The 22,332-nt window shown below is 65.2% G+C and carries 19 protein-coding genes; 10 read left to right on the top strand and 9 right to left on the bottom strand.

The features are described from left to right. Positions 1-37: 37 nt before the first annotated feature. The 5 genes from AAF481_06065 to AAF481_06045 form a co-directional block, all read right to left on the bottom strand. Positions 38-2,956: a TonB-dependent receptor gene (locus AAF481_06065; protein MEM7480718.1), complete on the bottom strand. Its 2,919-nt coding sequence runs from the start codon at positions 2,954-2,956 to the stop codon at positions 38-40. A gap of 350 nt (positions 2,957-3,306) precedes the next feature. Next, entirely contained in the window at positions 3,307-4,572 is a 1,266-nt protein-coding gene (locus AAF481_06060; GenBank protein MEM7480717.1) for a tetratricopeptide repeat protein, read from the bottom strand. Positions 4,573-4,748: 176 nt separating this feature from the next. Then, positions 4,749-5,648, bottom strand: a complete 900-nt coding sequence (locus AAF481_06055) for a histone deacetylase (protein MEM7480716.1) — start codon at positions 5,646-5,648, stop codon at positions 4,749-4,751. Between the two features lie 7 nt (positions 5,649-5,655). Then, positions 5,656-6,438, bottom strand: a complete 783-nt coding sequence (locus tag AAF481_06050) for a tryptophan 2,3-dioxygenase family protein (GenBank protein MEM7480715.1) — start codon at positions 6,436-6,438, stop codon at positions 5,656-5,658. A 99-nt stretch (positions 6,439-6,537) separates the two neighbouring features. Beyond that, positions 6,538-7,224: a metal-dependent transcriptional regulator gene (locus AAF481_06045; GenBank protein MEM7480714.1), complete on the bottom strand. Its 687-nt coding sequence runs from the start codon at positions 7,222-7,224 to the stop codon at positions 6,538-6,540. A gap of 259 nt (positions 7,225-7,483) precedes the next feature. Here AAF481_06045 and AAF481_06040 point away from each other — a divergent pair, with 259 nt between their 5' ends. From AAF481_06040 to AAF481_06025, 4 genes are read left to right on the top strand one after another with little or no spacing between them, the layout of a single operon-like run. Further along, positions 7,484-8,338: a zinc ABC transporter substrate-binding protein gene (locus tag AAF481_06040; protein MEM7480713.1), complete on the top strand. Its 855-nt coding sequence runs from the start codon at positions 7,484-7,486 to the stop codon at positions 8,336-8,338. Further along, entirely contained in the window at positions 8,335-9,159 is an 825-nt protein-coding gene (locus AAF481_06035) for a metal ABC transporter ATP-binding protein (protein ID MEM7480712.1), read from the top strand. Before AAF481_06040 ends, AAF481_06035 begins: the two co-directional genes overlap by 4 nt. Positions 9,160-9,179: 20 nt before the next feature. After that, the gene (locus tag AAF481_06030) at positions 9,180-10,517 is read left to right on the top strand and encodes an iron chelate uptake ABC transporter family permease subunit (GenBank protein MEM7480711.1); all 1,338 of its coding nucleotides are present in this window, start codon (positions 9,180-9,182) and stop codon (positions 10,515-10,517) included. Continuing rightward, a complete protein-coding gene (locus AAF481_06025) occupies positions 10,514-11,683 on the top strand; it encodes a metal ABC transporter permease (GenBank protein ID MEM7480710.1) in 1,170 nt (389 codons plus the stop codon). Before AAF481_06030 ends, AAF481_06025 begins: the two co-directional genes overlap by 4 nt. Before the next feature lie 170 nt (positions 11,684-11,853). Here the strand turns inward: AAF481_06025 and infC are convergent, their stop codons facing one another. The 3 genes from infC to AAF481_06010 form a co-directional block, all read right to left on the bottom strand. Next, entirely contained in the window at positions 11,854-12,399 is a 546-nt protein-coding gene (gene infC, locus AAF481_06020) for a translation initiation factor IF-3 (GenBank protein ID MEM7480709.1), read from the bottom strand. A 200-nt stretch (positions 12,400-12,599) separates the two neighbouring features. After that, positions 12,600-13,316, bottom strand: coding sequence for a metal-dependent hydrolase (locus AAF481_06015; GenBank protein ID MEM7480708.1), 717 nt, complete (start codon positions 13,314-13,316; stop codon positions 12,600-12,602). Between the two features lie 185 nt (positions 13,317-13,501). Beyond that, positions 13,502-13,828 carry a metalloregulator ArsR/SmtB family transcription factor gene (locus tag AAF481_06010; protein MEM7480707.1) on the bottom strand — a complete coding sequence of 109 codons (327 nt, stop codon included), beginning with the start codon at positions 13,826-13,828 and terminating at the stop codon, positions 13,502-13,504. 534 nt (positions 13,829-14,362) lie between these two features. Here AAF481_06010 and AAF481_06005 point away from each other — a divergent pair. Beyond that, the gene (locus AAF481_06005; protein MEM7480706.1) at positions 14,363-15,034 is read left to right on the top strand and encodes a ferritin-like domain-containing protein; all 672 of its coding nucleotides are present in this window, start codon (positions 14,363-14,365) and stop codon (positions 15,032-15,034) included. A 94-nt stretch (positions 15,035-15,128) separates the two neighbouring features. Beyond that, on the top strand, positions 15,129-16,016 hold the full coding sequence (locus tag AAF481_06000) for a 3-hydroxyacyl-CoA dehydrogenase NAD-binding domain-containing protein (protein MEM7480705.1): 888 nt from the start codon (positions 15,129-15,131) through the stop codon (positions 16,014-16,016). A gap of 28 nt (positions 16,017-16,044) precedes the next feature. On the opposite strand, the gene AAF481_05995 is transcribed toward AAF481_06000, so the two are convergent. Next, a complete protein-coding gene (locus tag AAF481_05995) occupies positions 16,045-17,358 on the bottom strand; it encodes an aminotransferase class I/II-fold pyridoxal phosphate-dependent enzyme (protein ID MEM7480704.1) in 1,314 nt (437 codons plus the stop codon). Positions 17,359-17,526: 168 nt separating this feature from the next. Between AAF481_05995 and AAF481_05990 the strand changes: the two genes are divergently transcribed. From AAF481_05990 to AAF481_05975, 4 genes are all read left to right on the top strand, one after another. Next, positions 17,527-17,913: a DUF1499 domain-containing protein gene (locus AAF481_05990; GenBank protein ID MEM7480703.1), complete on the top strand. Its 387-nt coding sequence runs from the start codon at positions 17,527-17,529 to the stop codon at positions 17,911-17,913. 108 nt (positions 17,914-18,021) lie between these two features. Then, positions 18,022-19,830, top strand: a complete 1,809-nt coding sequence (typA, locus tag AAF481_05985; protein MEM7480702.1) for a translational GTPase TypA — start codon at positions 18,022-18,024, stop codon at positions 19,828-19,830. Positions 19,831-20,017: 187 nt separating this feature from the next. Further along, entirely contained in the window at positions 20,018-20,908 is an 891-nt protein-coding gene (map, locus tag AAF481_05980) for a type I methionyl aminopeptidase (protein ID MEM7480701.1), read from the top strand. A gap of 156 nt (positions 20,909-21,064) precedes the next feature. After that, a complete protein-coding gene (locus AAF481_05975) occupies positions 21,065-22,090 on the top strand; it encodes a LamG domain-containing protein (protein MEM7480700.1) in 1,026 nt (341 codons plus the stop codon). Positions 22,091-22,332 lie beyond the last annotated feature (242 nt).

Genomic DNA, 22,332 nt, shown 5'->3' with positions numbered 1-22,332 from the left:
CGAAGGCCCCTCCTTTCATGACCTACTGGAAGATCGCTTAGAAAGCGAGCTTCACGCCGAACCGCACCGTGCGAGGTGCCTGGAAGGTCGTCGGGGTGCCGAAGTTCGGGTTGCCATTCGGGCACGCAGTGCCCCTACCGGTACCCGGACCGCCGCAGTCCGGTGGAGTGGGCGTCGCCGTCAAACGTTCGAACGTCCAGTCCTGGTCAACAGTCGTCGCCTCCTGCTCATCGGTGACATTGAAGATGTCGCCGATGAGCTTCAGCTCGACACCGTTACCGAACTCGATCGGGTACTCGACGTGGAGGTCGAGGTTCCAAACGTCCGGGGTCCGACCGAAGGAACCGCGAGGCGTGACGAAGCGCTCGCTGGTGCCGTAGATCGGGTGGGCACCCAACTGGCTGATCGGCGTACCGGACAGGAACTGCCCGTAGAAGCCGGTGATCAGCTTGAAGGGCCACAGGTAGGAGCCGTAGATCTTGAACTGGTGCTCGCGATCGTTCGGCAGCAGGCCTTCGGCACCGACCAACAGGGACGGCAGGTCGTACAACGAGGTGATGTTCGGGTCGAGCTGGCCGTTGTCCTGGCGGAAGAGACCGCCGTAGTTGCCAAAGTTCTCCGAATTCACGTAGCTGGAGTAGAGCTGCCAGTTGTTGGTGAAGCGCTTGTTGATCGTAAGCTCGATGGCCTCGTAGTCACGCACCGGCTCCGGGAACACGGCCGGCGACGCCAGCGGCGCACCGGTCACCGGGTTAACGGTCGTGATGCCGCCCGGGTTGGTGATGAAGTAGGTCTGGCCACCGTCGACCGAGATGTCCTCGATCACGTTCTCGATGCCGCGCTCGGTGTACTTGATACCCAGCGCAACGTTCGGCATCACCTCGTACTCGAAGCCCACCAGGGTCTCGGTGGTGTACATCGGCTCGATGTCGTCGCTCACGCCAACGCCAACGCCCAGCGCGTAGGTGTAGAAGTGCGTGCCGGGGTTGGCGGCCGTCGGCAGGTTGCCGTTCGTCGGGTAGTAGAAGTAGTAGAAGTTGAACTGCTCGTTACCGAACGCGCGAGCGTTGATGTCGAGCGGCACAGACTCGTAGAACTCACCGTAGTGACCGTAGAGCTTCGAACGGCCGTTCTGGAACACGTCCCAGGTGAAACCGATACGCGGCGCGACCATGTCGCTGAAGCCGAAGTCCAGGGCCTGGGTAGAGTTTGCCGAGGGGTTGCTGCGGGAAGCCGCCGTCGCCGAACCGGTCGACTCGAACTGGTCGGCGCGGACACCGAGGTTCAAGGAGAAGTAGTCGTTCAGACGAACGCGATCCTGCACGTAGAGCGCAGCCTCGTCGGTCTCACCGACGGAATCCTGGTCGTACTCGATGAGCAGACCGAAACCTCCGGCGTTATCTAAGAGCAACCAGCGCTGTCCGGCAAGGCCTTGCGGATCGTAGACGAAGCCCGTCTCGTCTGCGGCCGGACCGGCGACGGCACCCGGGTAGTGGGCAGCGTCGGTGTACTCGACCGCACGCACGGTGGTGCCGACCTTGATTTCGTGATCGACCGGTCCCGTAGCCCCGAACCAGGTCAGAGCGCCGCGAGCTTCCTGCCGCTCGGAGTCACCGGACTCCTGGACGAAGGTGCCGCCGCGGCAGCCGGCGTTAGCGACGAATCGCGTATCGAACTGCCCCGTGGAGTAGCACGGGAAGCTGGCGTCAAAGATTGCCTCGGACTGACCTCCAAAACTGCGAAGAGAGTAGAAGGGCGCATCGGTCAGCGGCTCGACTTCGAAAGTCTCGTCGTAGGCGCCCACACTGACCTCGGCAAACAGGCTCGAGGACAAGGTGCCGTTGTAGGTGACGCCGTAGTTGTTGGCGCCGCGGTCGGAGTTGCTGGCCACGATACCGGCACTGTTGCGGACGCCGTCATTCGTGCGCTCGCGAGGGTCACCGAACAGCGAGAAGACCACCTGATGGCTAGGGTTGAGCTGCCAGGTGAGCTTGCCGGCGTAGAAGAGGGACTCCTCCTCCTCGGCATAGGTGGTGAGATCGCCCCGGCTGGTGTAGTTGTTCTCGACGACCGACGGATTGATGGCCACGAAGTACCACAGCTTGTCCTGGATGAGTTTGCCGCCGACGGCGGCGCCGAAGTCATACTCGGTGAAGCCCAGGTCGGTGCCGAAGACCGCCGTCGACGGGCTGTCGGACTGCAGGCTGTCGTCGGACCAGTAGCCGAAGATGTCGCCTTCCAGCTCGTTGCCACCGGACTTGGTCACGACGTTGAGGATGCCGCCCAGGGCGCCACCGAACTCGGCCTCGTAGCCACCGGTCTTGACCTCGACCTCCTTGATGAACTCGAAAGGCACCGCGGTACCGGTGGTGCCGAAGGCCGGATCGGTGGTGTCGAGACCATCGATCACGTAGCGGTTCTCAGCGGCGGAGGCGCCACCGATGGAGGGGTTGTCGCCCAGGCCGCCGCCGACCACGCCCGGCGCCGCAAAGGCCAGACCGGCGAAGGTACGGGTGGTGGGGAGCTCTTCGAACAGATCCTCGCCGAAGCTGGCGCCACCGGTGGTGCTGGTGGTGTCGATGATCGGCGCGGCGCCGCTGACGGTGACCTGGTCACCGAAGGCGGGGCTCATGGTGAGCTGGAGGTTGACGGTGCGTCCCAGGCCGACATCGATGCCGCCCTGCTCAAGGTTCGAGAAGCCGTCGAGGGCCGCCGTCAGGTCGTAGTCGCCGACCGGCAGGCCGACGAAACGGAACTTGCCTTCGGCGCCGGTCACCGCGACACGGTCACCCTGCAAGCTCGGGCTGGTGAGCGTGATCGTCACGCCCGGAAGGGCCGCGCCGCTGTCGTCCACGACGGAACCGTCGACACGACCGGTCGTCTGGGCGAAGGCGGCGGGGACCACCAGCAGCACAATCGCCGCGACGGCCAAGCCTTTGATCCACTTAGAATTCATGCTTTGGAACCTCCTAAAAATGTCCCAATGGGCGAAGTCCGTCGGACACGCTCCGCCGGATCTTCGGTTGTCTAGGTTGCGCACCCTCGGACGTGGATGCCGGACGACTTGTTCGCTCGTCAGGCCGTACTCATCAATGGACGTCTCGTTTCCGAGGCGCGCTCTGCGTTCTCGCTAGAAACTAGAGCATACACCATGCCATCCTCCGGCGGTCAAATGGCGGACAAACATACACCTGGAAACAAAGCACTTAGCACGACAAAACCCTCGACGGCCGGAAGCCGCCGAGGGTCGATATCCAAAGGGCCGAAGATTCGATTCAATGAAATGAATCGCCTGTAGCAGCCTCGCTAGCCGAGGTAGCTCAGCATTTCCTTCGCCGTGCCCACTTCGGGATCGTCCGGCACCTCGTCGATAAACTTCTGCAGGTGCTCCTTGGCCTTGGCGCTCTCACCGCTGTTCACATAGCAGAGACCGAGGTAGTAATGGGCGCGCAGGTAGGTCGGATCCGCCGCCAGGACCTGCTCGAAGGCGGCCGCGGCGCCGGCGATGTTGCCGCCGTCGTACATCGCTTCGCCCTGGTCGAAGAGCGCCCGGGCGGTTCCTTCAGGATCCTCCGCGGACATCTGCTGGAAGACTTCGAGGGCCGCCTGGTCCTGCCCCAAGCCGCGGTACGACTCGTACTTGAATTTCAAGACGTCGGCGGTCATGCCGGGATCGATTTCCATCGCCAGGTCTGCCGCCGCGATCGACTTCTCGAACTCTTCCTGCAGGAAGTAGACCCGGGCGAGGGCGTTATGGCCGGCGGCCAGTTCCGGATCCAGTTCCACCGCCTCCTCAAAGCGCGCCCGGGCGGCGTCGAGATCGCCCAGGCGAGCCGCTTCGGCGCCCTCGTTGAAAATCCGCACCGCGGTGTCGGTGCCGCCGTCGGCTTCCTTGAGCTGCTCGAGCACCGCATCCGCCTCGGCGTCATTACCCTGTTCCCGGTAAACGTCGTACTGCACCCGCAGGGCGCGGGAGTTTCCCGGCTCCAGCTCCAGCACCTTGCTGGCCATGGCGAGGGCCTGATCGTTGTTGCCTTCGTCGATGTAGATGCCGGCGAGGGCGGAGTACGGCTCCACCAGCTTGCGATCCTGCTCCGCCGCCTTCAGGAACTTGGCCTTGGCGGTTTCCAGATCGCCCTCCTGGAAGGCCGTCACGCCATCATTGAACGTGTTGATGGCGGGATTGGTGGACGGGCCGCTGTCCGTACCGGTACCCTGCTTGGCGCCCTCGGCGCCGACGGTGGGCACCACGAACTCCTGCCGCATGTTGTCGCCGATGATCGGCTTCAGGGGTTGCTTGACGTTGACGTAGCCTTCCTTTTCGAAGACGAAGTCGTAGACCCGCGTCGCATCGACGAAGAGGATCGCGAAGCGCCCCTTCTTGTCCGTTGTCTTCACCTCTTCGAAGGCGAAGTTCTCCGCCGTGATCGTGACCTTGACCCCCTGGATCGGGTCTCCGTTCTCGTCGACGACGGTTCCCTGCACGCGCCCCTGGGCCTGGCCGAAGAGCACTCCGGTCAGCAGCAGGAGTGCTGTGAGGGTCAGAACAGCGTTACGCAACGCTCGGGTCATGGGGTACCACCTTTCTATCGTTCAGAACTTCGGATCGTTCAACACAGTCATTACTCAGAACCGCTGGGAGGGCTTTACACCAACGCCGCCCTGATCAATTCTGGATGGGAGACATTCTATCCTGTCGGTTATTCTGCACCGCCGGGCTGAGTCTCCACCCCCTAGGAATGCAGCAATCAGCGTGCCGATGCCACCGCACAGTGCACCGTCGCGGCATGGATACGGACGATTTCGTCGATTTCCCGAGCGTAGCCGCCCCCCATCACCACCGCCACCGGCGTCCCCTCCCGGCGACAGCGGGCGAAAACCCGCCGATCCCGCTCCTCCAGCCCCTCGAAGGTCAGGGCGAGGCGGCCGAGCCGGTCGCCGGCATAGGGATCGGCACCGGCCACGTAGATCACCAGATCCGCCCCGCTGACCGCCAGGGCGCGCTCGAGAGCAGCGTCGAGGAGGGCGAGATACTCCTCGTTCCCGGTACCGTCCTCTAGCGCCAGGTCGAGGTCACTGCGCTGTTTGCGGGCCGGAAAGTTGCGCCGGCCGTGCATGGAAAGGGTGAAGACCCGCGAATCGTCCCGGAAGATGTGGGCCGTGCCGTTGCCCTGATGGACGTCCAGATCCACCACCAGAACGCGCCGCACGGCATCGTCCGCCAGCAGGGCCCGGGCGGCGACGGCGATGTCGTTGAACACGCAGTACCCCTCGCCGTGGTCCGCAAAAGCGTGATGGGTGCCGCCGGCCAGGTTGACCCCGACCCCATCGCCCAGGGCCGCCCGGCACGCCGCGAGGGTGCCGCCGACGGAGCGCCGCGACCGCTCGACCATCTGCGGCGACCAGGGAAAACCGATCCGGCGCACCTCCGGCCGCTTCAGAGTACCCCGGACTACGCGGTCGAGGTATCCCCGATGGTGTACCCGCAGCAGATCCTCGTCGGACGCCGCCGCCGGCACCCGCAGCGAAACTCCCGTCCGATGCCGGCCCGCCGCCACGGTTTCCCGCAGGCGCCGGTACTTGGCCATCGGGAAGCGGTGACCTGCCGGCAGCGGCAGCTCGAAGGAGTCGCAGAAGAACGCTTGCACGGGCTGGCTAAAGTCGCGTGCGGATGGCCCACAGGTCCGGATAGAGCGGCTGGAACAGGGTTCTCTTGAGGTACTCGGCACCGGACGAGCCGCCCGTTCCCACCTTCGTTCCGATGGTCCGTTCGACCATCTTGACGTGGCGGTAGCGCCACTCCTGGATGCCCTCGTCGAGGTCCACCATGCGCTCACAGACCTCCCGCAGCAACGGATGCTCGCGGTAAATCTGGATCAACACGTCTTGCAGTTCCAGCGACGGCTGGTGAGGCGCAGCCAAGTCGCGCTCCAGCAGCTCAGTCGGAATCGGTTGCTCCTTGTTGTTCAGAAAGCGGAGGAAGGCATCGTACAGGCTGGGTTCTCTGAGCCGCTGTTCGATGCGACGACGGCCGGGGCTGTCGGCCGGCTGTCGCTTCGCCATTCCCGGTCCTCGCAGACCGAGCACCACCTCGACCTCTCGGAACTGCCAGGACTGAAAGCCGCTGGCCGATTCGATGCGGGAACGGAAGGAGAGGAACGAAACCGGCGTCATGGTCTCCAGAATGTCCACCTGGCCGACCAGGGTCTTCAAGATGGTCAACACCCGTTTGAAGGCCGCCATGGCGGTGGCGAGATCGCCTTCCGGTAGGCAGGCCCGCAGCAGACCGAGTTCGTGCAACACCTGCTTGAACCACAGCTCGTAGACCTGATGAATGATGATGAACAAGGTCTCATCATGCTCCGGCCCGTCGGAGAGGGGGGTCTGGAGTTCGAGAAGCTCGTCGATTCGAAGGTAGTCGCCGTAGGTCAAAGCCACTGATCTGCACTCCGGGTTCGGGGAGGGTAGGTTCTCTCAGTCCAAAGCGAAGCCTAGCAGGATGGACCGCCTCCGCGGCGGTGCGCTCTTCCCTGACCCTCAGTCGGCGGCGCTCGCCGGAGCGACGAAGATCTTCGAGGCGGCGCGCCAACCGAGGTTCACCACCACCTCATCGTCCGCCGATTCCACACGCACCAGCTCGACCGTATCGGCCGCCGCGTCGCGGCTCTCGACCCGCAGGCGGCTGCCGGGCATCAGGCCGCGGCGTTCGACCAGGCGCAGGAACTCGGCGCTCTGATCGTCCACCCGCACCACCCGCAGCGGACGACCCGTCGGGCAGGCGACCAGGCTGATCCGCTCCGGTTCTTCCAGCACCCCGCGGGCGTCGGGAATCGGATCGCCGTGGGGATCGACGGAAGGATGGCCGAGCATCTCGTCCATTCGTTCCAGCACCCGGTCAGAGACCACATGCTCCAGATCCTCCGCCTCGGCGTGGACCTCGGACCAGTCGAGGCCGAGGATGCGAACCAGAAAGAGCTCGACCAACCGATGGCGGCGCAGGACGTGGGCGGCGAGCTGACGGCCAGAGTCTGTCAGCCGTACTCCGCTATAGGGCTCATAGGAAACCAGGCCGCTCTGGTCGAGGGTCTTGACCATCGCCGTGGCGGTGCCCGGCGCCACTCGCAGGGCGGAGGCGATGCGGCCAGTGGTCACCCGCTCCGCAGGCAGCTTCTGCTGCTCGAGAAAGATGCACTTTAGATAGTCTTCAACGGTACTCGTAGCCATCACCCAAGCCTACTCGAAGGCTCGTCCGAGCCCAAGGCAGTCGCTCTCTATCGCCGGCGCGCCGGGCCCTGCAGGGCTTGACATTTCTATTTGCCTCGATCATGATTTTGATATGCCAAAAAATCACCTCTGGTCCAGTGTCCGACCGTTCCATCGGGGGCTCTCCGTTCAACGAATTTGTGCCTTCGCTCTGCTGGCCGGCCTGCTGGCTACCGGCTGCCAACCGGCTTCCGACGGGTCCTCCGACGAGCTTCTTCGAGTGGTGACCACCACCGGCATGATCGCCGACACGGCGCAGCGCATCGCCGGCGACGATGCGGACGTCGAGGCGCTGATGCCGCCGGGGACGGATCCCCACCTATTCAAGGCCAGCGAGAGCGACGTGCGACGCCTGGGCGAAGCAGACCTCATCCTCTACAACGGCCTGCACCTCGAAGGAAAGATGGGCGAGGTGCTGGAGAAAATCGCCCGGCTGCGGCCGGTGTCGGCGGTCACCGACGAAATCTCACGCGACACGCTGCGCGCCCCAGCGGACCTGGCGACCCAGTACGACCCGCACGTCTGGTTCGATGTGGAGATGTGGCGCGGCACCGTCGAGCCGGTGACCCGAGCGCTGATCGAGCTGCGGCCGGACCAACGCGAGGTCTACGAACAGCGAGCGGCGGCCTATCAAGAGGAACTGATCGCCCTCGACGCCTGGGTGCGCGCGGAGATCGAAAGGCTGCCGCCGGAGCGGCGCATCCTGGTCACCGCGCACGACGCCTTCGGCTACTTTGGCGCCCGCTACGGCGTGGAGGTGGTGGGCCTGCAGGGCATTTCCACCCTGTCCGAGGCAGGGCTCAAGGATGTCGAACGGGTGGTCGATCTGGTGGTCGAGCGGCGGGTGCCGGCGATCTTCGTCGAATCGAGCGTGCCCCGACGCTCCATCGAAGCGGTGCAGGCGGCGGTTCAGCAGAAGGGTCACGCGGTCGAAATCGGCGGTGCCCTCTTTTCCGATTCGATGGGACCGGCCGGTACCCCGGAGGGCACCTATCCGGGCATGGTGCGCCACAATGTCCACACCCTGGTAAAGGCTCTGGGCGCGGCAGCGGCGCAGGAGGAAACGACGGAATGAGCGAACAACCGGACCACCCGAGCGACGGCACCGCCCTGGAGGTCCACGACCTCACCGTCGCCTACCGCACCCAACCGGTGCTGTGGGACATCGACCTCGAGCTGCCCGCCGGCCAGCTCATCGCCATTGTCGGCCCCAACGGCGCCGGCAAATCGACCCTCTTGAAGGCGGTGCTGGGGCTGGTCAAACCGATCACCGGCTGGGTCAAGGTGTTTCAGGCGCCGTACAAGCAGCGACGTTCCTGGGTGGGCTATGTGCCGCAGCGCGAGAGCGTCGACTGGGACTTCCCCACCAGCGCCCTCGACGTGGTGACCATGGGCCTCTACGGTCAGCTCGGCTGGTTCCGCCGGCCCGGCCCGGCACAGCGCCAAGTGGCCCTCGATTGCCTCGCCAAGGTCGGCATGGAGGACTACGCCGGCCGCCAGATCAGCCAGCTCTCCGGCGGCCAGCAGCAGCGCGTGTTCCTCGCCCGTGCCCTCGCTCAGGACGCTCGTTTGTATTTGATGGACGAGCCCTTCGCCGGAGTCGACGCCACCACCGAGCGGGCGATCCTCGAACTCCTCAAAGAACTGCGCGACCGCGGCCGAACGGTGATCGCCGTGCACCACGACCTGCAGACCGTCGCCGAATACTTCGACCACGTGGTGCTGTTGAACATGCGGCTGGTGGCCGCCGGACCGGTGGAGACGACCTTCACGCCGGAAAACCTCCAGCGCACCTACGGCGGCAAACTCACCCTGCTCACCCAGGCGGCGGAAGCGCTCCTCGGACGCCGGCCGGTCGAAACCTCCATCGCATCCGGCTCCGAATCCACTCCCTGACGGTGGCTCCCTGAACCGAGATGACCTTCGAACTGTCCTTCGCCGCCCGCAACGTGCTCCTGGGAGCTGCCCTCCTCGGCGGCCTCGGCGGCGCCCTCGGCAGCTTCGCCCTGCTGCGGCGCCAGAGCTTGCTGGGGGACGCGCTGGCCCATGCCGCCCTGCCGGGGGTCTGCCTGGGGTTCCTGGTGAGCGGCGTCAAAGCTCCCCTGCCGCTGTTCATCGGGGCGCTGCTCGCCGGCCTGCTGGGGTCACTTTTTATCCTCGCCACCATCCGCAACAGCCGCATCAAGGAGGACACCGCCATCGGTATCGTCCTGTCGGTGTTCTTCGGCGTCGGCATCGTCCTGCTGACCTACATCCAGAAGCTACCGACAGGAAACCAGAGCGGTCTCGACCGCTTCCTCTTCGGCCAGGCGGCCACCCTGATGGCCGAAGACGTCACCCGTATGGGGTGGCTCGGAGGAGCGGTGTTGGCGGTGATGCTCCTGACCTACAAAGAACTCAAGGTGCTCTCCTTCGATCCGGAATTCGGCGCCAGCCTGGGGCTCCCCATCCGCCGCCTCGAAATGCTCCTCACCCTGCTGCTGGTGGTGGTGGTAGTGGTGGGCCTGCAGACCGTCGGTGTGGTGCTGATCGTCGCCACCCTCATCACCCCCGCCGCCGCCGCCCGCCAGTGGACCGAGAGCCTCGGCCGGATGATTGTCCTGGCCGGCGTCCTCGGGGCCACCGCCGGGGTACTCGGAGCGATGGCCAGCGCCACCGTAGACCGTTTGCCGACAGGACCCTCCATCGTGATCGTGTCGAGCGTCGTGCTGGTCGGCTCGCTGCTCTTTGCCCCGCAGCGCGGCATCGCCTGGGCGATACTGCGGGAGCGGCGCCTCAGCCGCCGTATCCGGCGCGAAAACCTGCTGAAGGACATCTACCGCATCGGCGAAGACCATCCGGCGCGGGCTTCCGGAAGGAGCGGCTGGGACGAGTTCATTCCGGCGCCGCGGCTGATGGGGGTACGCGGCCAGTCCGCTCCGCAGCTCGCCAAGAGCGCCCGCCCGCTCGTAACCGCCGGGCTCCTCGAAACCTCCGGCCGGCGCTTGCGGCTAACCGCCGAGGGACTCGAAGAGGCGGCACGGGTGGTGCGCAAGCACCGCCTCTGGGAGCTGTACCTGACCCGCAAGCTGGAACTCGCCTCGGATCATGTCCACCGCGAGGCGGAGGCCATGGAACACGCCTTGACGGACGAGGCCGTCGCCGCCCTCGAAGCCAAGCTCGGCTGGCCCCGGGTGGACCCCCACGGGCGGGCGATTCCGCCGGCTCCGGATCTGGCGCCGCCAGCCGGCGAAGACGAGAGGATCGCCTCGTGAGCCCCACCGTGGTCATTCTGATCGTCGGCAGCATGATCGCCGCCAGTTGCGCCCTGGTCGGCTCCTTCCTGGTGCTCCGCCGGATGGCGCTGATGGGCGACGCCATCAGCCACGCGGTGCTGCCGGGCATCGCCCTGGCGTTCCTGTGGACCGGCGACCGCGCTCCCCTGCCGATGATCCTCGGCGCCGGCGCCTTCGGCGTGCTGACGGTCTTCCTGGTGGAGCTCTTCAACCGCAGCGGCCGCCTCAAGGAAGACGCCTCCATCGGTGTGGTCTTCCCGGCCCTTTTTTCCGTTGGGGTGATCTTGATCAGCCGCTACGCCTCGCAGGTGGATATCGACCTCGACTGCGTGCTTTACGGCGAGATCGCCTATGCCCCCTGGGATTTGCTGTACTTCGGCGAACGCTCGATCGGCCCGAAGGCGCTGTGGGTCGGCGGCGGCATCCTGCTTGCCAACCTGGCCTTGATCGGCGCTTTCTTCAAGGAACTCAAGCTTTCCACCTTCGATCCGGAACTCGCCGCTTCCCTCGGCTTCTCTTCCGTCGCCCTGCACTACTTGTTGATGACCGCGGTGTCCTGGACGGTAGTGGGTTCCTTCGAATCCGTCGGAGCGATCCTGGTGGTGGCGATGCTGGTGGTGCCGCCGGCTACCGCCTACCTGATGACCGACCGCCTCGGGGTGATGTTGGCCCTCGCCGTGCTGCTGGGGGTGATCTCCGCGATCGGCGGCTACTGGCTCGCCCGTTGGTGGGACGCCTCCATCGCCGGCGCCATGGCGGCGGTGGCGGGCGGGTTGTTCTCCCTCGCCCTCTTCGCCTCGCCGCGCCACGGCCTGCTGGCGCGGTTGGCCGGCCGCCGCTCGGCCAGTCGCCGGCTGGCCGATCAGCTCCTGATGCTCCACCTGCGAGAGGGGGGTGCCCTGGTGCCGCTTGAAACGCTCGAAACACGCTTCGGCTGGAGCGCCGCGCGACTGCGGAGAACCGCCGCCGCACTGGAAGCGCGGGGCTGGATCGAACGCGGTATCGGCGGCTTGGCTCTGACCCCCAAGGGCGCAACGGCCCTCGAAGAGTCCGGCCGACACCTCCTTGCGCACCCGTTGGAGGCGAGTGCAAACGCAACCGGAGCGCCTCAGGCGTCTACTAAAAAACTCGCTGCCCCCCTGTAACCTAGCCCAATGGGCGAGGCGGCAGCGAAGCTGCCGAGGATGGGGTGAAGCCGAAAAGACATTCTTTCGGCTGAGGGGGCGCCTGCGCGGCCCGGCCCAGCCCCACCCCCGGAAACGAGCAGCTGGACAACTGCCGGAAACATCCGCGAAGCGGATCTTCATGCAGTGGGCTAGCTGGCGGCCTTCGAGGTCTCGGTCTGCTCGATCGGCACCATGATCATGTTCATGGTCCGGCCTTCCATTCCGCGGGTGCGGAACTCGACGCTGCCGACATCGGCCAGATCCTCGGTCACCTTGTCGAGGATCTCTTTGCCCAACTCCGGCCGACGCATCTGCCGGTAGCGGAAGAACACCGTCACCTTGACCTTGTTGCCCTTCAATAGGAACTTGCGGGCGCGCTCCGTCTTGCGGTCCCGGTCATGAACATCGATCGTCGGCCGGTACTTGACTTCCTTGACCTCGATGGTGTGGGTCTTCTTGCGCGCCTCGCGGTCCCGCTTCTGCTTCTCGTAGCGCGCCTTTCCCCAATCGAGGATTCGGACGACGGGAGGATCCGCTTCCGCTCCCACCTCGACCAGGTCGAGGCCTTGATCTTGAGCTCGCCGCCGTGCATCGTCGAGGTCGACGATGCCCACCTGACTGCCGTCGGCGTCGATCAGCCGAACGGGGCTCTTGCGGATCTGATGATTGACACGGGGTCCTTTGGGTCTAGCGATTTTTCATTCTCCTGTTCATGCGTTCAGGTATTCCGCGGGCGTCCGCGGAGCGAAAGCCGATGCCGCGAAACGCCCGCCCGCGCCCACCGGGCGCCGGCAAAGGGATTCGCCCATCATAGCCAAATTCCGATAGCAATTCTTGGAACGTCACAAAGCGTGAGTGCGCTTCCGTACCGCCGTCAGACGAACGGCGGAAGCGGTCAGTAACTGTCACCGGGATTGAGGGTCACGATGCGGCAGTTGATCCCTTGACTGCCCACCACCCGCTCGAACTCCTGCGGCGTGCCGGTCAAAAGCGGGAAGGTACCCCAGTGAATGGGCACCGCTTCGCGCACGCCGAGGAACCGGCAGGCGCGAGCCGCCGCCGAGGGATCCATCGTGAAGCGGTCGCCAATCGGCAAGAACGCGAGCTGGGGGCGATACATCTCGCCGATCAACTGCATATCCGAAAAGAGCGCCGTATCGCCCGCGTGGTAGAAGGTATAGCCGCTCGGCATTGTCACCAGGTAACCGCTCGGAGCGCCGCCGCTGACGATCTTGTCGCCGGCGGAAATGCCTGAGGAATGGTCGGCCCGCACCATCGTGACCTTGAGGTCGAAGACCTCCACCGAGCCACCGGTGTTCATCGCCTCGCAGTTGTCGACGCCCTGGCCCTCCAGCCACTGACAGATCTCGAAATTCGCCACCACCGCCCGCGGCGAGTGCTGCTTCGCCAGCGCGACGGCATCGGCCATGTGGTCGAAATGGCCGTGGGTGATGAGCATGGCATCCAGGCGCTCGAAGGACCGGCAGTTCTCGGGGCAGGCTGGGTTGCCTGCGATCCAAGGATCGATCAAAACCACCTCACCGCCGGACAGATCGAGTCGTACCGTGGAATGGCCCAGATAGGTGAACTTCGGCCGCTGATTTTCTGTCACTTTCAATCCGTCCTCGGGCTACTTCCGCACCTTTGGGTCGTCCACGGCAACATCGCCGCTGTGACTTGCTTTTGAATGGGCGCCGATTCTAACTCGCGCCCGCCAAAAACAACAAAAGACCCGGAATTTCTTCCGGGTCCTTGAGGAGCCCGACCCGGGGTCGAGGCTCGATACGGCGAAACGCCCTACACCTGGAACTGCTTGAAGAAGTTCTCCCGCAGCTTGGTGTTGAAGACGTGCTCCGTCAGGCGGTAGTAGATGGTCTGCGCGTCGCGACGCGGAGCCACCAAGCCGTAGGCCTTCAGCTTCGACAGGTGCTGGGAGACGGCCGAGACGGAAACGCCCAGCAGATCTGCGAGGTCGCAGACGCACAGCTCTTTCATGTTGTCGAGCAGATAGAGGAGCTTCAAACGGGTCGAATTGCCCGCCAGGTTCATCAGCTCCGCGGCCTCTTCGATGTCGGGGGTAACTTCGAGACTCTGCCGGATATGCGCTAGTTCTTCACTCACCATGACATTAGCCCTCACTCGGTAAAAATTAGATTTCCTCCGCTTCCGCAAGCTTCCGGTCCACAAAAGAACTCCGCGAGACCAGGTCACCTCAAAGCGAAACTCGCTGCCAACGCCGGCCCGACGCGCCCCGCGCCTACCTCCGAAAGGGCCTTTCCCCTCTCCGAGGCTTCCGGCGTAAGAGGGTGGAACCTGAGCAGCTCCAACCCATCTCTCCGTTATTATACGCTTTTGCAACCGCTTTTCCAGAATAAAAGAAAATCAGGGCGAGATTTTTAAGCGTTTGGAACTCCACATATACCCATGGATGTACCCAGAACTTACTACAGGTCAGGTGTTTAGACGATTCTGGATCAGATTATAGAGAAATTTGGATTTTTCGCCTCATTTCCGGCAACATTAGAGGACCGGCGGGACCGGCGGTAGATCCGAGCGGTGTCCAGGGCCGTTCCCGATGCTCATCCAGGCCGGCGTTATACTGCGATCGACGAGTCGAGCCACGGCATTTTCAGCCACCACTTTGGAGGAGATCTAGACATGACCGGCGTCCTGACCGGCAAAGATTTCGTCGCCCAACTTCAAGAGGAGATGCGACACCTCTTCGACCAACTCGGCGACACCGAAACCCTCGAATCCGAGTCCGAGGGCCAGGTGGAGGTGAAGACGCTACTGCGCCTCGCCCTGACCAGCGAACTCGAAGCGAGCGAGATCGCCGCCTACTGGATGCCCTCGACCCCGGAAGTGGAAGCCAAACTGGTCCTCGCCCATCAGTGCGGCGACGAGATGAAGCACTACGCGTTGATCAGCCGCCGCCTCGAAGAACTGGGCGATGACCTGAGCGACTTCGACCCCTTCGCTGGCGGCCACAGTGCGCTCTACCAGTACCTGCGGCCACTGCGCCGGACCGTGGAGCGCATCGCCGCCGGCCCCTTCGCCGGTGAGGCCGTCGCGGAGATCCGCAACGCGCAGTTCATCGCCTTCTGCCGCTCCATCGGCGACGAAGAGACGGCGCGCCTGTATGCCGAGACCATCCAGCCGGAGGAGGTTCGCCACCACCATCTGGCGGCGGACGTTCTGGCCAACCTCTGCGACACGGCAGAGAAGCAGGAACTCGCCGCCAACGCGGCTCGCACGGCCCTGGCGATCGCCGACGAGTTGCGGCTCCTGGCAGAGAAAAACCAGGGACTGCCGCACGTGCCGATGTCCTGACTCTGGGCCGAGAGTCTTCGACTTCCTGACCCTACGATCAACCATTCCAAAGCGCCCCCCAGGCCGGTGAAGTCCGGCGGGAGGAGATCACCCGATGAGCTCGACCACGTCTGAATCCGTCCAGAACATCGCCGTTCTCGGCGCCGGCACCATGGGCTTAGGGGTCGCCCACGTGTCGGCCCTCGGCGGCTACTCCACGGCCCTCTATGACCCCCACCGGGAGGCCCTGGAGCGAGCGCGCCAGCGCATCGAGAAGAACTTCGCCAAGGGGGTGGAACTGGGCAAAGTGGAAGCGGCCGCCGCCGAGGCGGCCCTCGGCCGCCTCGCCACCACCAGCGACCTCCCCGCCGCCGTCGCCGAAACGGATTTGGTGATCGAGGCGGCGCCGGAGTCCATGGAGCTGAAAGTGGAGTTGTTCACCCAGTGCGACGAGCACGCCCCGGCGGCGGCCACCTTCGCCAGCAACACCTCAGGCCTCTCCATCACCGAAATGGCGGCGGCTTCCGGCCGGCCGGAGCGCTTCGCCGGCATGCACTTCTTCAATCCGGTCCACCTGATGCGGCTGATCGAGTTGGTACGCGGCCTCGAGACCTCGGAAGACACCCTCGACCTGCTCAAGGCCGTCGCCGAGCGGATGGGCAAGACGGTGGTGACCGTCAACGAAGCGCCGGGCTTCGTGACCTCCCGGATCAACGCTTTGATCGGCAACGAGGCCTTCCGCATGCTGCAGGAGGGTGTCGCCTCGGCGGGGGACATCGACACCGCCCTGAAGCTCGGCCTGAACCACCCGATGGGGCCGTTCGAGATGGTCGACCTGGTGGGCCTGGACGTGCGCTTCTCGATTCTCCAGCACCTGCACCGCACCCTCGGCGAAACCTACCGGCCGAACGTGCTGCTCGAGCAGCACGTCAAGGCCGGCCGCCTCGGGCGCAAGGTCGGCCGGGGAGTCTATGAGTACGATGAGAACGGCCGCAGAATGTAACCCCTAGCGACCAGCCACGGCGGAACCCTCAGCGACCGGCCACGGCGGCCACGCCAGCCTCCATCCGGCGCACCAACTCCGGCAGGGCAGCGACGGCGACGGAACAGAAGGCGAGGCGAAGGAAACGCTCGCCTACCGAAATCAACCCCGTGTCGGCGGTCGCCAGCAGGTGCCGCCGCACCTCTTCCGCATCGACTCCCTCCGGCAGCTCGACCAGCGCGAAGCAACCGCTGTTGAAAGGCAGCGGCCGCACCACCGAACGGTCGCAGAGTTCAAGCGCCGCGGCGAGAACCCCGGCGCGCTCGGCCAACAGTGCGCGAACCTCTTCCACCTCCTTCGCCACCCGCGGCGAGCCGAGGACGCTCAGCACCGCCGCCTGGCTCGCCGCCACGGGGGATCCGACGGTCGCCCGCAGCAGGCACTTGACCTTGCTTTCGAGGGCCGCCGCGGCCGGCGATTCGGGCTCGAAGGGAAAGGTGAGAAAACCCACCCGGCCGCCGAAAAAGGACAGTTCCTTGGTGGCGCCGTCGACCTTGATCGGCGTGAGGTTCGGATGGATTCCGATGAGATCCCAGAACAGCGAGCGGCGGCAGATGCGGTCGCTGTAGACCAGGCCGGCATAGGCGTCGTCGCACAGCACCGCCAGCGGCCGCGTCTCCGCCTCGGCGGTGAGCGCCGCGATCAACTCCAGACGCTCGTCGTCGGTCGGCGAATAGCCGCCGGGGTTAGACGGGAAATTGACGATGACCACCGCCGGCTCGGCGGCGGTCAGACCGGACAGTGCTTTGACCGGAGCCGCGGCATCGAAGACTCCGTCGCGGTAGGCCGGAGCGGTCACCAGCCGGGCGCCGGTGCGGGTCGAGAAGGTTTGCCGATAGTTGCCCCAGAAGGGCTCCGCCACGGCGACGGCGGTGCCCTCGCCGGTGAACAGATCCGCCGCCAGGGAGAGGCCGTGGCTCAATCCCAGGGTGACGATCGGTGTGCTCGACGGCACAGCGGAGTCGATCTCGCGCCGCTGCCACCCGCGCCAGGCGCGGCGCAGTTCCGGCAGCCCGTCAATCGGCGAGTAGAGTACCGCTCGGTCCCGCAAATCCTCTTCGAGCCCCGACACCGCCGCCGCTAGGGAAGGCAGCGGTAGGGCGCCGCCGGCACCGTCGGTGATCTGGCCGATGGTGCCGTTGTAGGTCTTGCCGCGGGCTTCGCCGGCCTGGAACGGAATGCCCTTCGGATACACCGAGCGCCGGCCGAGGGGCGACAGACAGGCCGCCAGCGGCACCGGCAAAGCATCATTGATCTCCCGGGCGGCCGGTGAAATGGCGTGAGATGTGGCGATTTGGGCCATGGGCGAAGTTCCTCCGAAGCATTCCGGTCACAAAGATTCCGGGAGCATACGGGCGTGCTCGGCCGCTGGCAAGACGACCTCACGCGTAGGCGGACGCGGACCGAAAGGGGTATCCTGAGATACCTCGCCTCTCGGCGCAATCGCCGATTGGACCAAGGCCGATCCGCCATGTCCCAAGCGACCCGCCTCAAGCCCTGCCGCCGATCTCCGAACTGCGTGACCAGCCGCACCCCGCGCAGCGCGAAGCAGCGGATCGATCCTCTGCCCTTCGACGGCCCGGCAATGGACGCCTGGGACCGCATCAAGGCCCTCGTCGCCGCCCTGCCACGTACCGAGATCGTCGAACAAGAAGCGACGCCCGGCGAGGGCTTTTACCTGCGGGCGGAGGTGCGGTCGGCGCTGCTCCGCTTCGTCGACGATCTGGAACTGGAGATTTTGCCCGGCGAGCAGGCCATTCACTTTCGCTCCGCCTCGCGCACCGGGTACTCGGACCTGGGAGTCAACCGCAAGCGCCTCGCCGGCCTGGCGCGGGCCTTCACGGACGGGAATTCCTGAGGGCATTCTTGCCACTGCACCGGCAGTCTGCTAGCTTCCGCTGTCCGAGGCGCCGGACGCGCCTCGCCCGCTGATTCCTCGACAAATCCCCGTTGGAAGGACCGAGCGATGACCCTCGCGACCCGAGACGACATACGCAATCTGGCGATCATCGCCCACGTCGATCACGGCAAGACCACCCTGGTCGATGCCCTCCTGTGGCAAAGCGGCACCTTCCGGGACAACCAGGAGGTGGCCGAGCGGGTGATGGACTCCATCGATCTGGAGCGCGAGCGCGGCATCACCATCATGGCCAAGAACACGGCCATCCAGTTCGGCAACACCCACATCAATATCGTCGACACCCCCGGCCACGCCGACTTCGGTGGCGAGGTGGAGCGCATTCTCAAAATGGTCGACGGGGTGCTGCTGCTGGTCGATGCCAGCGAAGGGCCGCTGCCGCAGACTCGCTTCGTGCTGCGCAAGGCCCTCGAGGCCGGCCTGCCGCCGATCGTGGTGGTCAACAAGATCGACCGCGCCGATGCGCGGCCGGCGGAGGTGCTGGACGAGATCTACGACCTCTTTATCGATCTCGACGCGGACGAGGATCAGCTCCAGTTTCCGGTGCTCTACGCCATCGCGCGAGACGGCATCGTGCGCCGCGAGCCGGACGGCGAGGACGCGACCCTGCTACCGCTCTTGGAGGAGATCGTGCACACCGTGCCGCCGCCCTCTTACGACACCGACATGCCGCTCCAGATGTTGGTCACCACCCTGGACTACGACGACTACGTCGGCCGCCTGGCCGTCGGCCGAGTAGTCAACGGCACTCTCGAAAAAGGTGCCGAGGTGCTGCTCTGCAAACACAACGGCCAGCAGATCCCGGGGCGCATCGCCATGCTCTACGGCTACAGCGGTCTTGCCCGGGTCGAGGCGAGGCAAGCCCGCGCCGGCGCCATCGTCGCCTTGACCGGCCTCGATGACATCAACATCGGTGAGACCATCACCGATCCCGAAGACCCCCGGCCGCTGCCGTTGATCCAGGTCGACGAACCGACCCTCTCGATGGTCTTCACCATCAATTCGTCACCCCTCTCCGGCCGCGACGGCAAGCACCTGACCTCCCGCCGGCTGCGCCAGCGGCTCGAGCACGAAGCGATGATCAACCCCGCCGTGCGCATCGACCCGACGGACTCGCCGGAGGCCTTCCAGGTGTCCGGCCGCGGCGAGCTGCAGCTCGCCATCCTGATCGAGATGATGCGCCGAGAAGGGTTCGAGCTGTCCGTCGGCAAGCCGCAGGTTCTGATCAAGCAGATCGACGGCAAGACCCATGAGCCGATGGAACACCTGGTCATCGACTGCCCGGAGGAATTCATCGGCCCGGTCACCCAGATGACCGGCACCCGCAAAGGCCGCATGCTGCAGATGATCAACCACGGCTCCGGCCGGGTGCGGCTGGAATTTCGCATTCCCGCCCGCGGCCTGATCGGCTTCCGTTCGGATTTCCTCACGGAGACCCGCGGCACCGGCATCCTGAACCACCTGTTCGACGGCTGGGATGAGTGGCAAGGCGACTTCGCCCACCGCGCCACCGGCTCCCTGGTGGCGGACCGCGCCGGCAAGACCACCGCCTATGCGATCGAGAACCTCCAACCTCGCGGCACCCTGTTCGTCACCCCCGGCCAGGAGGTGTATGAGGGCATGATCGTCGGCGAGCACGTCCGGAACAACGATCTGGACGTCAACATCTGCCGCGAGAAGAAGCTCACCAACATGCGCTCCTCGACCTCCGATGAGCTGGTGCGCCTGGCCGGAGCCCGCAGCCTCAACCTGGAGCAGGCCCTCGAATTCGTGCGCGAGGACGAACTGGTGGAAGTCACGCCGTCGGCCATCCGCATGCGCAAGCGCGAGTTGGCGGCGAACCGCCGTCCCAAGTAGAGATTCTTCCGAACTCGGAAAGACCTCTACTGATTGGTTTCTCAGGGGGCAAGGCGCCCCCTCGCCGCTTCGCGGCTCACCCCGTCCTAGGCGGCTTCGCCGGGGGCGCCTAGCCGCCGCCTCGCCTCACGGTTCGGTCGTACCCGCTCCACTGAAGAGAACCTGCGGTAAGCTCGCGGACGCCGTGATGAACGATCCTCTCCTCGCCGAACGCCCGGCCGTCGTACCGGGGCGCAACGCTCCGTGCTGGTGCGGCAGCGGTCTCAAGTACAAGAAGTGCCACCTGGCGGGAGACCGGCGGGCAAAGGCGGCGGCGCGGCCGCGGCGCAAAAGCGGCATCCGCCTGAAGACCCCGGAAGAGATCGAGGGTATCCGCCGCGCCGGCCAGCTCACCAAGAAGATCTTGGATGACGTCGGCGAGTTCGTCGTGCCCGGCGCCGTCACCGGCGACATCGACCGCTGGATCTACCAGATCACCCAGGACCACAAGGCCATTCCGGCCACCCTCGGCTACAAGGGCTACCCGAAGAGCTGCTGCATCTCGATCAACGAGGTGGTGTGCCACGGCATCCCCGGCGAACGGCGGTTGGAGGAGGGCGATATCGCCAACATCGATGTCACCTCCGTCGTCCAAGGCTACTTCGGCGATTCGAGCCGCATGTACCCGGTGGGAGAGGTGTCGCCGGAAGCCCAAAGGTTGGTCGACACGGCCAAGGAGTGCCTCGACGCGGGCATCGCCACCATCCACCCGGGCTCACACCTGGGCGACATCGGCGCCGCCATCCAGCAGCTCGCCGAAGGGCGTGGCTATTCGGTGGTGCAGGCCTTCGGTGGCCACGGCACCGGCGTGTCCTTCCACGAGGATCCCTTCGTGCCGCACTACGGGCAGCCGGGAACCGGCGTGGAACTGACGGCCGGCATGGTCTTCACCGTGGAGCCGATGATCAACGCCGGCGGCTATCGGGTGAAAGTGCTCGCCGACGACTGGACCGCCGTCACCGTCGACGGCTCCCTCTCCGCCCAGTGGGAGCACACCCTGGTGGTGACCGACGACGGCGTGGATCTCCTCACCGGCTAAGAACCGGAGATTTGATGTCTATCCTGCAATCCAGGGGAAACGATTCGGCCGAGAAGCGTACTAACCCTCTCGAATGAAGAACTGATTGCAGACTCGGGACTCCTCGAAGTGCGGGGAGCCTTTTCAGCTTGCTCGGAAACATTGAAAGGGATCGACATGCGCAGAGCTCTCTACCCGGTATTACTCCTCTCTGCCGTCCTCGCGGCGGTACCCGTGGCGGCGCAGCCCTATGGCGCCTGGATCATCATCGACCGCGACGACCTGGGCTACATCAACGTACCCCACGACAACGCCTTCAACCCCGGCTCGGAGATGACCATCGAAGCCTGGGTCAACATCGACACCCGCGGTGACTGCGTCAGCGTCGCCGGCAAGGGCTGGATGTCTTCCTACTGGCTTGGCGTCTGCAACACCACCGTCCGTACCTATGTACGAGGCACCGCTTCCAGCCGCGACGGCGGTACCATCCCGCTCAATCGCTGGACCCACATCGCCATGACCTACGACGGTGCCGAGCGCCGGCACTACGTCAACGGCATCCTGGCGGCACAGTGGGCGGAGTCCGGCGCCATTCCCTCCAACAACAACCCCTTCCAGGTCGCCCGCGACCCGAACTGGGCCACACCGCCGGACGGCACTCTGGACGAGGTGCGGCTGTGGAACCGCGCCCTGTCGATCGACGAGATCCGCGCCAACATCAATCAGGAATTCACTACCCCGCGGCCGAGCCTGATCGCCGTCTACGGCATGAACGGCGCCGACGACAGCCTCGGCAACTACGACGGCACCCTCGAAGGCAACACCGCCTTCCTCACCTTCCCGGTCACCACCGGCTGCTTGACCACCAACGAGGTGCTGTGCCTGCAGAATCGCTTCTCCACCACCATTTCCTGGCGTCGCAACACCGGCGAATCGGGCACCGGCAAGGTCGTGCCCTTCCAGACGGTGGAGTCCGGCCTGTTCTGGTTTTTCGGTCCGAACAACTGGGAGGTGATGGTCAAGGCGATCGACGCCTGTGGCCCGGAGAACCGCTTCTGGATCTTCAGCGCCGCGGTCACCAATGTTTTCTACCGCATGGAGGTGTTCGACATCGTCGGCGGAGCGAACAAGATCTACTTCAACTACGCCGGGCCACCGGCGCCGGCAGTGACCGACACCAACGCCTTCGCCACCTGTCCGTAGGGCCGGGCTTTCAGGGGGCTGGGCGCCCCCCTCAGGGGAAAAGTGCGATTTTTCGCCTTCGCCCCCGCCCTCGGCGGGCCTACGCCCGCCCCCCGGGCTCGGTCGTAGGCTGATGACGAGTTTCTGATCCGCCTGCCAGCTATCTCTCGGCGAGCCGGGGCGTCCGAGGAGGACGTCCCGGCTCGTTTTGCGTTCGGCGTCGAGGCCGGTAAGAATGAAGCGACTCGATAGCTCGCTCCACA

Source organism: Acidobacteriota bacterium (assembly GCA_039030395.1).
Classification (GTDB): domain Bacteria; phylum Acidobacteriota; class Thermoanaerobaculia; order Multivoradales; family JBCCEF01; genus JBCCEF01.
Note: the sequence above shows the minus strand (reverse complement) of the source record. Positions and strands in the feature narration are given on the sequence as shown.